General features: G+C 71.5%; 9 protein-coding genes. 6 read left to right on the forward strand and 3 right to left on the reverse strand.

All coding sequences use genetic code 11. The features are described 5' to 3' along the window. Positions 1–21: 21 nt before the first annotated feature. Both FVE25_RS00595 and FVE25_RS00600 read left to right on the forward strand, forming a co-directional pair. Positions 22–1,233 (forward strand): MDR family MFS transporter, encoded by a 1,212-nt coding sequence (locus FVE25_RS00595; protein ID WP_157244372.1) that lies wholly within the window; start codon positions 22–24, stop codon positions 1,231–1,233. 55 nt (positions 1,234–1,288) lie between these two features. Further along, complete coding sequence (locus tag FVE25_RS00600; protein ID WP_157244373.1) at positions 1,289–3,058, forward strand: NAD+ synthase; 1,770 nt, start codon at positions 1,289–1,291, stop codon at positions 3,056–3,058. Between the two features lie 50 nt (positions 3,059–3,108). Here the strand turns inward: FVE25_RS00600 and FVE25_RS00605 are convergent, their stop codons facing one another. Then, on the reverse strand, positions 3,109–4,746 hold the full coding sequence (locus FVE25_RS00605) for a right-handed parallel beta-helix repeat-containing protein (protein WP_157244374.1): 1,638 nt from the start codon (positions 4,744–4,746) through the stop codon (positions 3,109–3,111). 70 nt (positions 4,747–4,816) lie between these two features. Here FVE25_RS00605 and FVE25_RS00610 point away from each other — a divergent pair, with 70 nt between their 5' ends. Beyond that, positions 4,817–5,683, forward strand: coding sequence for a TetR/AcrR family transcriptional regulator (locus FVE25_RS00610; protein ID WP_246266481.1), 867 nt, complete (start codon positions 4,817–4,819; stop codon positions 5,681–5,683). 125 nt (positions 5,684–5,808) lie between these two features. Next, positions 5,809–6,294 carry a methylated-DNA--[protein]-cysteine S-methyltransferase gene (locus FVE25_RS00615; RefSeq protein ID WP_157244375.1) on the forward strand — a complete coding sequence of 162 codons (486 nt, stop codon included), beginning with the start codon at positions 5,809–5,811 and terminating at the stop codon, positions 6,292–6,294. Positions 6,295–6,483: 189 nt separating this feature from the next. Here FVE25_RS00615 and FVE25_RS00620 read toward each other — a convergent pair whose 3' ends face one another. Continuing rightward, entirely contained in the window at positions 6,484–7,824 is a 1,341-nt protein-coding gene (locus FVE25_RS00620) for a helix-turn-helix domain-containing protein (RefSeq protein ID WP_157244376.1), read from the reverse strand. A 187-nt stretch (positions 7,825–8,011) separates the two neighbouring features. Between FVE25_RS00620 and FVE25_RS00625 the strand changes: the two genes are divergently transcribed. Then, the gene (locus tag FVE25_RS00625; protein WP_157244377.1) at positions 8,012–10,087 is read left to right on the forward strand and encodes a SufS family cysteine desulfurase; all 2,076 of its coding nucleotides are present in this window, start codon (positions 8,012–8,014) and stop codon (positions 10,085–10,087) included. Between the two features lie 83 nt (positions 10,088–10,170). On the opposite strand, the gene FVE25_RS00630 is transcribed toward FVE25_RS00625, so the two are convergent. Next, positions 10,171–11,118: a D-2-hydroxyacid dehydrogenase family protein gene (locus FVE25_RS00630; RefSeq protein ID WP_157245426.1), complete on the reverse strand. Its 948-nt coding sequence runs from the start codon at positions 11,116–11,118 to the stop codon at positions 10,171–10,173. Between the two features lie 117 nt (positions 11,119–11,235). On the opposite strand from FVE25_RS00630, the gene FVE25_RS00635 reads away from it, so the two are divergent. Continuing rightward, positions 11,236–13,431: a M9 family metallopeptidase gene (locus FVE25_RS00635; RefSeq protein WP_157244378.1), complete on the forward strand. Its 2,196-nt coding sequence runs from the start codon at positions 11,236–11,238 to the stop codon at positions 13,429–13,431. Positions 13,432–13,441 lie beyond the last annotated feature (10 nt).

Raw genomic sequence — 13,441 nt, forward strand, 5'->3', positions numbered from 1 at the left:
GGGTTCTTTCATGCTGTGCGGGTGAGTACCGCGCTTGCTGAAAAGTCCTTCCTGGGGTCGAAGTTCGGGGGCCTGCCCAAGCCCTTCTGGGGTCTGTGGAGCGGCACGCTCGTCAACCGGCTCGGCACCATGGTGATGCCGTTCACCGGGGTGTACCTGACCCAGGCGCGCGGGCTGTCCGTGGCCGTCGCGGGCCTGGTCATGGCTGTCTTCGGCGTGGGTTCGCTGATCTCCCAGCTGGTCGCCGGCGTGCTGACCGACCGGATCGGCCGCCGGGCCACGCTGTCGGGCGGCATGCTGGCCACCGCCGCGACCATGATGTGGCTCGGGTACAGCACCTCGCTGCCCTCGATCCTGGCCGCGATGTTCGTGCTCGGCCTGGTGATCGACGCCTACCGGCCCGCCTCCAACGCGCTCGTGGCCGACCTGGTCTCGCCCGCGGAGCGCCCGCGCGCCTACGGGCTGCTGTTCTGGGCGATCAACCTCGGCTACGCGGTCGGCATGACGACCGGCGGCTGGCTGGCCGGGCTCGGCTTCGTCTGGCTGTTCTGGGTCAACGCCACCACCAGCGTGGCCTTCGCCGTCCTGGTGTGGCGGGCGGTGCCCGAGACCGCGCCGCCGCCCGCCGAGCGCGGCTCGGGCGGCTTCGGCACCGTGCTGCGCGACAAGGTCATGATCGGGTTCACGCTCGTCATCCTGGGCGACGGGATCATGTACTCCCAGACCATGACCATGCTGCCCGTGGCCATGACCAAGGTCGTCGGGCTCAGCCCGGGCGAGTTCGGCCTGGCCATGGCGTTGAACGGGGTGCTCATCGTCATCGTGCAGCCGCTGGTCTCCAACTGGCTCGGCCGTCTCGACGCGCCGATCACGCTCGCCGCCGGGCTGGTGATCATGGGCGTCGGCTTCGCCCTCACCGCGTTCGTCACCGACGTCGTCATGCTCGGCGTCAGCATCGTCGTCTGGACCGCGGGCGAGATCATCACCGCGGGCTTCATCGGCACCATCGTCGCCGCCCTCGCTCCCGCCCACCTGCGCGGGCGCTACTCCGGGCTGTACGGCCTCGCCTGGTCGGCCTCGGCCGTGCTCGCGCCCCTGCTCGGCAGCGCGCTGCTCGGCGTGAGCCAGGTGGCCCTGTGGCTCAGCATCGGCGGCGTCGGCGTGGTCGCGGCGGCCGGGATGATCGTCCTGGGACCCGCCGTACGGCGCAGGAGCGATGCCGCCGCCGGGTGAAAAGGCACGGGAGCGCCGCCGCGGCGCGAAAATCGGCGCGTACTAGGCTGGTTCCGTGGCTCAACTGCGCATAGCCCTCGCCCAGACGAACCCGACGGTAGGCGACCTGGCCGCCAACGCCGCCAAGATGCTCACGTGGACGCGTGACGCGGCCGAGCGCGGCGCCCATCTGGTCGTCTTCACCGAGATGTTCCTCACCGGCTATCCCGTCGAGGACCTCGTCCTGCGCACCTCCTTCGTGGAGGCCAGCATCCGCACGCTGGAGGAGTCCGCGGCCCGTCTGGCCGAGGAGGGGCTCGGCGAGCTGCCGGTGCTCGTCGGCTACGTCGACCGCGCCGGGCTGGCCCCGCGCGCCGGCCAGCCCAAGGGCGCGCCGCTCGACGCCGCCGCGCTGCTGCACCGCGGCGAGGTCGTCTGCCGTACGGCGAAGCACCACCTGCCCAACTACGGCGTCTTCGACGAATACCGGTACTTCGTCCGCGGCGACCGGCTGCCGATCTTCCGCCTGCACGGGGTGGACGTCGCCGTCGCGGTCTGCGAGGACCTCTGGCAGGACGGGGGACCGGTGGCCGTCGTCGGCCAGGCCGGCGCCGGGCTGCTGGTGGCGCCGAACGCCTCGCCGTACGAGAAGGACAAGGACGACGTACGGCTGGAGCTGTGCGCGCGCCGCGCGCGTGAGGCGGGCTGCCCGCTCATCTACGTCAACCAGGTCGGCGGGCAGGACGAGCTGGTCTTCGACGGCGACTCGCTGGTCGTGGACGCCTCGGGCGAGCTGGTGGCCAGGGCCGGGCAGTTCCGGGAGGAGCTGCTCGTGGTGGACCTGGAGCTGGAGACCTCCGATGAGCCGCCCGCGCAGCTCGCCTACGACGCGGGCGACGGCTCGACGATCACCGTGGACCGGTTCGTGCTGTCGCAGGAGCCCGTCGCGCCCTACGAGCCGCTCCCGGCGCCGCTGGCCGCGCCGCTCGAGCCGGCGGCCGAGGTCTATCACGCGCTCGTGCTCGCGGTGCGCGACTACGTGGCCAAGAACGGGTTCCGGTCGGTCATCCTCGGGCTGTCGGGAGGCATCGACTCGGCGCTGACGGCCGCCATCGCCGCCGACGCCATCGGGGCCTCACGGGTCAACGTCGTGCTCATGCCGTCGCGGTACTCCTCCGATCACTCCATCGGCGACGCCGAGGAACTGGTGCGGCGGCAGGGGGTCAGCGCCAGGGTCGTCCCGATCGGGGATATCGTGACGGCCTTCGAGAAGGAGATCGAGCTGTCCGGGCTGGCCGCGGAGAACCTCCAGGCCCGGGTGCGCGGGATGATCCTCATGGGGCTGTCCAACGAGCACGGGCACCTGGTGCTGACCACGGGGAACAAGAGCGAGCTGGCCACCGGCTACTCCACCCTCTACGGGGATTCGGCGGGCGGGTTCGCGCCGATCAAGGACGTGCCGAAGACGATGGTGTGGGAGCTGGCCCGCTGGCGCAACGCCCACGGCAGCCCGTCGTTCGCGATGGACGTGGCGGCGCCGATCCCGGAGAACTCCATCACCAAGGAGCCGAGCGCCGAACTGCGGCCCGACCAGCGGGACACCGACTCGCTGCCGCCGTACGAGGTGCTCGACCGGCTGCTGGACGACTACGTGGAGAAGGACATGGGCTCGGCCGAGCTCATCGCCGCCGGTCACGATCCCGCCCTGGTCACCCGGGTCATCAGGCTGGTGGACCTGGCCGAGTACAAGCGGCGCCAGTATCCGCCCGGGCCCAAGATCACGCCGAAGAACTTCGGGCGGGATCGGCGGCTGCCCATCACCAACCGGTGGCGCGAGGAGGCGTGAGGTCGTGACCGCCCGCCTCCTCTGAACGCCCTGACGCCTCTTCTGGCCGGCTACCGGCCCGCGGCCGCCACGATGTCGGCGACGGCCGGGTCGGACTCCAGCATCTCGCCGGTCAGGACCGTGTTGTCCGACAACGTCACGCCCTTCGGCGCCTCGCCCGGGTCGGCGTCCCAGAAGTTGCCGACGAACGCCACGTGCTCCAGCGGCGGGGAGACCTCCAGCACCACCGGGTTGTCGGCGCGGTGGACGAGGTTGCCCTGCACGTTCACCCAGGCCGCGCCGTAGTCGGTATAGAGGCCGTAGTTGTACGGGGTGATCGTGTCCCGGATGACGTTGCCGCGGATCTGGGCGCCGCTGGCGTAGGAGGAGCCCTGCGCGCCGGAGACGTACAGGCCGCCGCCGTCGGCCAGCACCTGCATCGTGCCGTGGATCAGGTTGTGCAGCACCTGCGCGCCTCGGCCGGGGTACAGCACGATGCCCGCGTGCGGCGTCTCGGCGACCTCGTTGCGTGCCACGACCGTGCCCTCGGTGCCGCTGATCAGGACGGCGGGGGAGCCGTGGTAGTCGCGCCCGATCCGGCGGACGAGGGTGCGCTCGATCCGGTGGTCGCGGGCCCCGTCGCCGATGGCCACGCCGCCGCCCGCGACGTCCTCGATCTCGCACGCCAGGATCGTGTTGCCCGTGCCGTCACCCCGGAACTCCAGCGCCACCCCGCCCATCCGGGTGAACCGGCACCCCTCCAGCAGCGCCCCGTGGGACCGCTCGAAGACCACGTTGCCGGGGATCGTCTCGGGGTCGCCGGGGACCGTCACCTTGCCCTGGCCCTCGGCGAACACCACGTCGCGCAGCTCGCCGCCGGCGTAGAAGCCGTTGCCGTGGTAGTGCAGGAAGCCCTCCGGCGCGCTCGGCCGCAGCCAGGACGCCTCGGCGAACGTGATGCCGCGGAACCTCACGTCCCGCACACCCCTGGCGTGCACCAGCACCTCGAGCATCGGGACCACCGCGTCCGCCGGCCGCTCGCCCTTGTAGGACACCACCCCGCCGCCCAGCGCGAACGTGCCCTCGGTGAGGAAGGCCGGGCTGTTCTCCGCGCTGCTCGGCCGGTCGACGGCCCAGTCCTCGCCCCCGCCCTCCCACGCGATGATCGAGTGGTAGAGCCTGGCCGCCCAGCCGAACGCGGGCTGCGCCATGGTGACCTCGGCACCGGACACCCGCTCCACCGGCACCCGCCCCTCCGACCAGGGATAGGCGCCCCGGTAGACGAACTCCACCTCGCCCGGCCACTCGACCGGGGCGTCGAGGGTGTAGCCGGTCGCGGTTCTGGTGAGCGTGCGCTCCCGGAGGTCGAGCGAGGCACGCTCGGCCCGGCGGCCGTTCACGTAGAGCTGCCGGGCCGCGGGGGCCTCTGCCTGCCAGAGGCGCTCGCCCGCCTCCTGCCACTCGGTGATCGGCCAGCCGCCGCTGATGACGACCTCTTCCGGTACGGCGCCGCCGTACCCGTGCGCCTGGAAGGTGAGGCCGGAATGGGCCTCGGTGAGGCGGAGGGTTTCGCCGAGATGGTAGGTGCCCCGGCGCAGGGTGATGATCGTGCCGGGGGAGGCTTCGGCGACGGCGCGGGCCAAGGTGGCGAAGGGACGTTCGAGGGTGCCGGGTCCGGTGTCGTCGCCTGCCGGGTCAACGAAGATCATGAGAGCCCTTCTGGGGATGTGTGCGGTGTACACATCTGGTATACAGCATAGACGGAGAGGGGAGTCAAGGGTGAATCCGGAGCGGAGCACCGAACTGCTGTGGGGCGCCGCCGGGCAGCGCGGCGGGCTCAACCTGGCGGCCATCGTGCGCGCCGGGATCGAACTGGCCGACGCCGAGGGGCTGGCCGGGGTGTCCATGCGTCGGGTGGCCGAGCGGCTCGGGTACACGACGATGTCGCTCTACCGGCACGTGCCCGGCAAGGCCGAGCTGGTGGACCTCATGCGGGACGCGGTGCTGGGGGACGGGCCGGAGATCGCGCCCGGGCCGGGGGCGGGGTGGCGGGAGCGGCTGGAGCTGTGGGCTCGGGAGGCTCTGGAGTGCTATCGGCGGCATCCCTGGTTGCTGGACTCATCGGGGGTCCGGCACGTGCCCGGGCCCAACGCGGTGGCCGGCTTCGAGTGGGCGCTCGGCGTGGTTTCCGGGACGGGGCTGGGGGCCGCTCAGGTGGTGGCCGTGGTGGAGCTGGTCGGGGGGTTCGTGGAGAGTGCCGCCCGGAGGGTGGTGGAGGCGGCCCGGGTGGAGCGGCGGACCGGGGTGGGGGATGAGGAGTGGTGGGGGAAGCGGGAGGCGCTCTGGGTGCACATGGATCGGTATCCGACGCTTTCCCGGATTTATCGGGATGGGGGGTATGACGCGCCGTTGGACCCGTTTGAGTTTGGGTTGCAGCGGGTGCTGGACGGGGTTGAGGTGCTGGTTCGTGAGGGGTTGGAGCTCGGTATTCGTGATGAAACACGTGATGAAACTCGTGATGATTCGGGGGATGGGCGGATGTGCGGCGTGTGCGGAAAGGTGATCGAGGAGGCGGTCACCGGGCGGCGGCGGGAGTACTGCTCGCGCGCCTGTCAGCAGCGTGCCTATCGGCGCCGTAAGGCGTGAGACCTGGGTCTGGATCCGGGTCCGTAAGGCGTGAGACCTGGGTTCGGATCCGGGTCCGTAAGGCGAGAAACACGTCCGAATCCGGCGCGACACGGCGAGAGGCGCTGCCGTACGCTGGCCGGGCCATGATCCGCACGCACACCGTCATCGACAGCCCCGTGGGGCCGCTGACGCTGGTCGCCCTCGACGGGCTGCTGACCGGCGTCTACATGCGCAAGCAGCGCTACCTGCCGCCGCAGGAGTTCTTCGGTCACCCCGACCCCGAGCCCTTCGGCGAGGTCACCGCCCAGCTCGGCGCCTACTTCGCGGGCACGCTCAAGGAGTTCGACCTGGCGATGAACCTGGTCGGCACGCCGTTCCAGAAGGAGGTGTGGGCGGCGCTGCAGCAGGTTCCGTTCGGTGAGACGCTGACCTACGGCGGCCTGGCCGAACGGCTGGGCCGGCCGCCCAGCGCCGCCCGGGCCGTCGGCAGTGCCAACGGGCACAACCCGGTCAGCATCATCATCCCGTGCCACCGCCTCGTCGGCGCCAACGGCGACCTCACCGGGTACGGCGGCGGGTTGCCCGTCAAGCGCTACCTGCTCGACTTCGAGCGCGGCACGCTGTTCTGAGACGTTCTGGCCGCCTCTTAAAACGTTCCAGCGGTTTCTTGAAACGTTTTACCGGGCGCCACAAACGTTTTACCGCGCGCCAAACGTTCTACCGCGTGCCCACATCGATCTACCGGGCGCCACAACGTTCTACCGGGCGCCACAACGTTCTACCGGGCGCCACAACGTTCTACCGGGCGCCACAACGTTCTACCGGGCGCTCGACAGGCGCCGGACGCGGCGGGTGGACAGGGTGATCTCGCGGAGCTCTCCCCGGGTGACCGCGCAGTCCACCCGGCGGAGCTGGTCCACCACCCAGGCCGCCTGCGGGTTGTAGGTGAGCTCCTCCGGGCAGGTGTCCAGGACCTTGCGCAACATGGCCGTGGCGCTGGCCGAGTCGCGTTCCATCGAGTGGGCCCTGGCCAGGGACAGGAAGTAGCGCGCCTGGCGGTCTCTGGCCCGGAGGCGGGTGACGTCGATGCCGTCGGCCATCCGCAGTGCCAGGCGGTGGCGGCCCAGGCGTACGGCCACGGCCACCGCCTGCGTCTCCACCTCGGCGGCGCCGAACGGGGCGTGAAGGTCGTCGCGGTCCTCGCCCAGGACGCCGGCCAGGAGCCTGGCGCGGTGCAGGTACTCCTCGGCCCGCGGCACGTCGTTCTCCTCGGCGGCGGCCAGCGCGGCGGTCAGGTAGCAGCCTCCGGCCAGCGCCGATCCGGCGGGTCCTGCGGCGTCGACGTGGTCGATCGCGGACAGGCACAGGTGGCGGGCGTCGCCGTACCTGCGCAGGTGGATGAGGACCTCGGCCAGTTCGGCCTGCGCCACCGAGTGCAGCAGAGGCGCGTCGGCGAGGGCCGCCGCGGCCACGCTACGGTCGGCGGCCAGGAGCGCGAGCGCGTGCTGTCCGCAGCCGCGCAGGAACGCGGAGAACAGCCGGTAGACCTGCGCGAGATTAGCCGCCCCGCCGGCCTCGCCCGCCCCGCGTGCTCCGCGTGCGCTGCCCGCTTCGTGTTCCGGCTCGTGCGCCCCGTGTGCTCCGCGTGCGCTGCCCGCTTCGTGTTCCGGCTCGTGCGCCCCGTGTGCTCCGCGTGCGCTGCCCGCTTCGTGTTCCGGCTCGCCCAGTCCGGCCGCCTCGGCCATGAGCAGCAGCTCCGGCAGCCGCCTGCGCACCTCCGAGTATCGGCGGGGGGACCGCTGCCAGACGTCCCAGGCGGCCGAGACATGGCGGCGCACCCGGTCCGCGCTCTCGCGCGGCTCCCCGGCCAGCCTCCTCGGGTACAGCAGCGCGTGCCCGATCTCGTCGTACTCACCCTGCGCCCCCATGGCCGGCAGCGCCACCTCGCCCCCGACGAGCTCGGACAGGTCGCTGATGCGCAGGACGTCGGCGATGCGCAGGATCGTGGAGAGCCTGTCCAGCGGCCGGGCGCCGGTCTCGATCAGGCGCAGCCACTCCTCGCTGCACCCGACGAGGTTGGCCAGGATCCGCCGGGAGATGCCGCGAGAGCGGCGTACCGCCATGATCCGAGCCCCGTCGACCATGAAGTCGCTGGTCATGATTTCACGTTAGGCGAGGTTCGGCTCCGGCCCGCCGGCCAGGAACGACGGCAACTTGCTGCCGATAGAGGGGCGGGCGGATCCGGGCTACCGTGGGAAGGATCGCCTGCCGTACAACTGCAGTTGGATCTCCTCCGATCTCCCGCGCTCAGACTGCCTCTACACCTTTCGGCAGGAGGAGATCACGATGGGGTTACTGGACGTCGAAACGATTCGCAAGACCTTCCCCTTCTTCGACCCGGCCGCCGACGGCACGCGTCCGCCCGTCTACCTGGACAGTGCGGCGACCACGCAGAAGCCGGCCGTGGTCCTGGACGCGCTCAACGCCTACTACACACGTTCCAACGCCAACGTGCACCGCGGCGTCTACCGGCTGGCCGTGGAGGCGACGGAGCTGTACGAGGGGGCGCGCCGCAAGGTGGCGGCCTTCGTCGGCGCCGCGCGCAGCGAGGAGATCGTGTTCACGAAGAACGCGACCGAGGCCGTCAACCTGCTCGCCAACGCGCTCATGTGGGCCGATGACGAGCACCGGCTCGGACCCGGCGACGAGATCGTCGTGACCGAGATGGAGCACCACTCGAACCTCATCCCTTGGCGGCTGGTGGCCGAGCGCGCCGGGGCCAAGATCAGCTATCTGGGCATCACGAACGACGGGCGGCTCGATCTGTCCGCGCTGGAGGAGCGGGTGACCGAGCGGACCAAGCTGGTCGCGGTCGTGCACGCCTCCAACATCCTCGGCACGGTCAATCCGATCGCCCCCATCGCCGCCCGCGCCGCCGACGTGGGCGCGCTGCTGCTCGTGGACGCCGCGCAGTCGGTGCCGCACATGGCCATCGACGTGCGGGAACTCGGCGCCGACTTCGTCACCTTCTCCGGGCACAAGATGTGCGGGCCCACCGGGATCGGGGTGTTGTGGGGCAAGTACGACCTGCTGGCCGCGCTGCCGCCCTTCCTCGGCGGCGGCGAGATGATCGAGACCGTCACGCTGGACGCGATGGCGTACGCGCCGCCGCCGCTGCGGTTCGAGGCCGGCACGCCGCCGGTCGCGCAGGCCGTCGGGCTCGGCGCCGCCTGCGACTTCCTGGCCGGGCTCGGCATGGACAACATCGCCGCCCACGACCAGGCGCTCATCGAGTACGCGCTCGACCGCCTCGCCAGGGTGCCGGGCATCCGCTTCATCGGCCCGGAGGACACCGCGGACCGGCTGCCGCTCATGTCGTTCGTCATCGACGGCATCCCGCTCCAGCAGGTGCGCACCGCGCTGGACGGCGCGGGCATCGCCGTCCGCTCGGGCCACCACTGCGCGCAGCTGGCCTGCAGCCGCTTCGGCATCCCGGCGGCCGTGCGCGCCTCCTTCTACCTGTACAACACACCCGACGAGGTCGACATCCTGGCCGGCACCCTCGAACGGACGCGGGGCAGCGCGGCCACCGCCGTCAAGACCACCTGGGAGACGCCGTCCGACGCGGCCGACACCGCGCCCGTCCGCCCCTACAAGGAGATCCTTCTGCCGTCGGTCTTCGAGCCGTGGGGCCGCGCGCTGGTCGGCGCGCTCGCCCCCGCGCCCGGCACCCGCGCGCTCGACGTCGGCACCGGACCCGGTACGGTCGCCCGCCTGCTGGCCGCGGCCGTGGGACCCGACGGCGCCGTGGTCGGCACCGACCTCAGCCCCGCCATGCTGGCCCTCGCCAGGGAGGAGCCGCCCGTGCCCGAGGGCGCGCCCATCCAGTACGTGGAATGCGGCGCCGCCCCGCTGCACGTCTCCGACGGGGCTTTCGACCTGATCACCGTGCAGCAGGTCCTCCAGTACGTGCCCGACCGCGCGGCCGCCGCCGCGGAGATGCGCAGGGCCGCCCGGCCCGGCGCGCGCGTCGCGGTCGTCACGTGGCTGCCGCTCGGCCGCAACCCGCTCTTCGCCGCCCTTCACGCCGCCCTGGCCGGCGTTCTCGGCGCCGGCGTGGCGGAGATGTTCGAGGAGCCGTGGTCGCTGGACGGCGACGAGGTGGCCGAGCTGGTGTCCGCCGCCGGGTTCACGCGGGTCAGGCAGGAGCGCTGGAGCGTGCCGGTCACGATTCCCGGCGGGCCGGACGACCTGGCCTGCCTGTTCGGCCTCTCGGCCGCCGGCGGGGAGGTCGCCGGTCTCGGCGCGGCCCGCCGTACCGCGCTCAGGGACGCCGTGCGCGCCCGCCTGGCCGGGCACACGGACGCGGCCGGCGTGCACGGCGTGACCGCGGCCGCCGTCGTGACGGCCGTCGCACCCTAGACCGCTCGGCTCAGGGCCGGCCGAGCACCCGGACGGGCGATCCGGCCCAGGGCCGGCCCAGCATCCCGACGGGGCGATCCGGCTCAGGGCCGGCCGAGCACCCGGACGGGCGATCCGGCGAGGAAGGCGTGGATGTCCTCCACGGCCTCGCCGAAGTAGGTCGCGTAGTTGCCCCGGGTGACGTACCCCAGGTGGGGCGTGGCCAGGACGTTGGGCAGGGTGCGGAAGGCGTGGTCGTGGGGGAGGGGCTCGAGGTCGAAGACGTCGAGCCCGGCGCCCGCGATGCGCCGCTCGCGCAGGGCGGCGACGAGGGCGTCCTGGTCCACGATCGCCGCCCTGGAGGTGTTGACCAGGTAGGCGTCGGGGCGCATGCGGGCGAGTTCGGGGGCGCCGATGAGGCCGCGGGTGCGCTCGCCGAGCACCACGTGGACGGAGACGAAGCCGGCGGACTCCAGGAGCGCCTCCTTCGAGGGGGCCAGGCGTGCCCCCGCGGCTTCCGCGCGATCGGCGGTCAGGTTCTGGCTCCAGGCGGTCACGTCCATGCCGAAGGCCAGGGCGACCCGGGCCACCTGGGTGCCGATCTTGCCCAGGCCGACGAGGCCGAGGGTGCTGCCGTGGAGGTCGGTGCCGATGGTCTGCTGCCAGGGGCCGTTCGCCCGGAAGGCGGTGGATTCGGGGCCGATCTGGCGGGCCAGGCCCAGGATGAGGGCCCAGGTGAGCTCGGCGGGCGGGGTGGAGCTGCTGGCGGTGCCGCAGACGGTGACGCCGTGCGCGCGAGCTGCCTCCAGGTCGATCGAGGCGTTGCGCAGGCCGGAGGTGACCAGCAGGCGCAGGTTGGGCAGGCGGGCGAACAGGGCGGCGGGGAACGGGGTGCGCTCGCGCATGATGACGACGATCTCGCAGTCGCCGATGGCCTCGACCAGGTCGTCGTGGCTGGTGAACGGCTCGCGGCAGGAGCGGGCGGAGACCGCTGACCAGTCGGCGAGGGACAGGGCGACACCTTGGTAGTCGTCGAGGACGGCGCAGTTCATCACGGAGCGTCAAGCTACCAGGGCGGGATTTTTCTGTGAGATTCGGTCTTGATTCCGCATAGAACCATGTGAAATTTTACATATCACATTACCCAACCCCCCACCCAGGAGTATGCGATGCGAGTCGCAGGATCCTTACTCGTGGCGGCCGGGCTGGTGCTCGGCGGCCTCGCCGTACCCCTTCCCGCGCAGGCGCGGACCGTGGTCTCCGACCCGGCGCCGCGCCCCGCCACCACCGCCGAAACCCCCCACCGCCAGGACAAACCCCTCAAGGCCGACGAACGCCCACCCCTCTCGGCCGCCAAGGACCTCCACAAGGAGGACTACGACCGGGCCGTCCAGGCACAGGACAGCGCCGCCTGCGACGTCGAGGGCAAAACCGGAGCTGCCCTCGTCACCGCCGTCAAGGCCGCCGACCTGAGTTGCGTCAACGGCCTCTTCCCGCTCACCGGCTCACGGGCCCGCGCGGCCTTCCAGGAGCCGCAGATGGTCACCATCGCCAACGCGCTGCGCGACAACGCCGCCGCCTACCCGGGCGACAACAGCACCAAGACGTTGCAACTCGTCCTGTACCTGCGCGCGGGCTACTACGTGCAGTGGTACAACCCCAGCGACGTCGGCCCGTACGGCCAGCCGCTCAAGACCGCGATCCGGGCCGGCCTCGACGCCTTCCACAACAACCCCCGATCGAACACGGTCGGCGACGGCAACGGCCAGGTCCTGGGCGAGGCGGTCATCCTGATCGACAGCGCCCAGGAGAACGCCCGCTACCTGCCCGTGGTGCGCCGCCTGCTCAACGGCTACAACAGCTCCTACGACGCCTCGTGGTACATGGTGAACGCGGTCAACAGCGTCTACACCGTGTTGTTCCGCGGCCACCAGGTGCCCGAGTTCGTCACCGCCGTCCAGAGCGACACCAGCACGCTGACCACGCTGCGCGACTTCGCCATCCGGCACCTCGGCCTGCTCAGCACCGAGCGCGCCTACCTGACCGGCAACGCCGGCCGCGAGCTGACCCGCTTCGTCCAGCACACCGCGCTCGCCCCGACGGTCCGCCCGATGTCGCGCGAGCTGCTGCAACGGTCGTCCATCACCGGCCCGACCGCGAAGTTGTGGGTCGGCGTGGCCGAGATGGCCGACTCCTACGACCGCGCCAACTGCTCCTTCTACGGCACGTGCGACCTGCAGAACCGCCTGATCGCCGCCGCGCTGCCGGTCCGGCACACGTGCGGCCCCACGCTGAAGATCCGCGCCCAGCAGATGACCGCCGGGGAACTGGCCGACACCTGCGCCAGCCTGGCCGGGCAGGACTCCTACTTCCACAACCTGGCCGCCGACAACGGTCCGGTCGCCGGTGACAACAACACGACGCTGGAGGTCAACGCCTTCGACTCCAGTGACGACTATCAGACCTATGCCGGGGCCATCTTCGGCATCGACACCAACAACGGCGGCATGTACCTGGAGGGCGACCCCTCGGCCGCGGGCAACCAGCCCAGGTTCATCGCCTACGAGGCCGAGTGGCTGCGCCCGGCCTTCCACATCTGGAACCTCAACCACGAGTACACCCACTACCTCGACGGCCGGTTCAACATGCGCGGCGACTTCGAGGACGGCGTGAGCACCCCGACGATCTGGTGGATCGAGGGCTTCGCGGAATACGTCTCGTACGGCTACCGCCGCCTGGCCTACGACGCGGCCATCGAGGAGGCGGCCAAGCACACCTACCGGCTGAGCACGCTCTTCGACACCACCTACGCCCACGACACCCAGCGCGTCTACCGGTGGGGTTACCTCGCGGTCCGCTATATGTTCGAGAAACGCCGGGCGGACGTGAACACCGTCCTCGGCCACTACCGCGCCGGCAACTGGGCCGCCGCGCGCACCCACCTGAAGGCGCTCAACCTGGACGCCGCCTTCGACACCTGGCTGACGGAGTGCGCGGCGGGAGCGTGCGGCGGCGGCACCGGCGAGCCCCCGGCCCCCGAATGCGACGGCGGCGACACCAGGGCGCTCGGCCAGAACTGCCGCCGGAGCAACCTGTCGGCCACCCAGGGCAACTACTCCTACCTGTACATCCTGATCCCGGCCGGCACCGCCAAGCTGACGATCAAGAGCGAGGGCGGCAGCGGTGACGCCGACCTCTACTACAACTCCTCGTCGTGGGCCACGACCGGCTCCTACACGCAGCGGGCGACCGGGGCGGGCAACGCGCACACGCTCACGGTCACCAATCCCGCGCCGGGTTACCACTACATCAGCCTGTCCGGCACGGCCTCCTTCACCGGGGCGGCCGTGACGACGTCGTTCTGAGAATCTCCGG

Source organism: Nonomuraea typhae (genome assembly GCF_009760925.1).
Classification (GTDB): Bacteria; Actinomycetota; Actinomycetes; order Streptosporangiales; family Streptosporangiaceae; genus Nonomuraea; species Nonomuraea typhae.

What these genes read in the sequence shown, in the direction of transcription:
- FVE25_RS00605 (WP_157244374.1), bottom strand. Translation starts at nt 4,746, where the DNA reads ATGATCTTCGTTGACCCGGCAGGCGACGACACCGGACCCGGCACCCTC.
- FVE25_RS00615 (WP_157244375.1), top strand. Translation starts at nt 5,809, where the DNA reads ATGATCCGCACGCACACCGTCATCGACAGCCCCGTGGGGCCGCTGACG.
- FVE25_RS00625 (WP_157244377.1), top strand. Translation starts at nt 8,012, where the DNA reads ATGGGGTTACTGGACGTCGAAACGATTCGCAAGACCTTCCCCTTCTTC.
- FVE25_RS00630 (WP_157245426.1), bottom strand. Translation starts at nt 11,118, where the DNA reads ATGAACTGCGCCGTCCTCGACGACTACCAAGGTGTCGCCCTGTCCCTC.
- FVE25_RS00635 (WP_157244378.1), top strand. Translation starts at nt 11,236, where the DNA reads ATGCGAGTCGCAGGATCCTTACTCGTGGCGGCCGGGCTGGTGCTCGGC.
- FVE25_RS00620 (WP_157244376.1), bottom strand. Translation starts at nt 7,824, where the DNA reads ATGACCAGCGACTTCATGGTCGACGGGGCTCGGATCATGGCGGTACGC.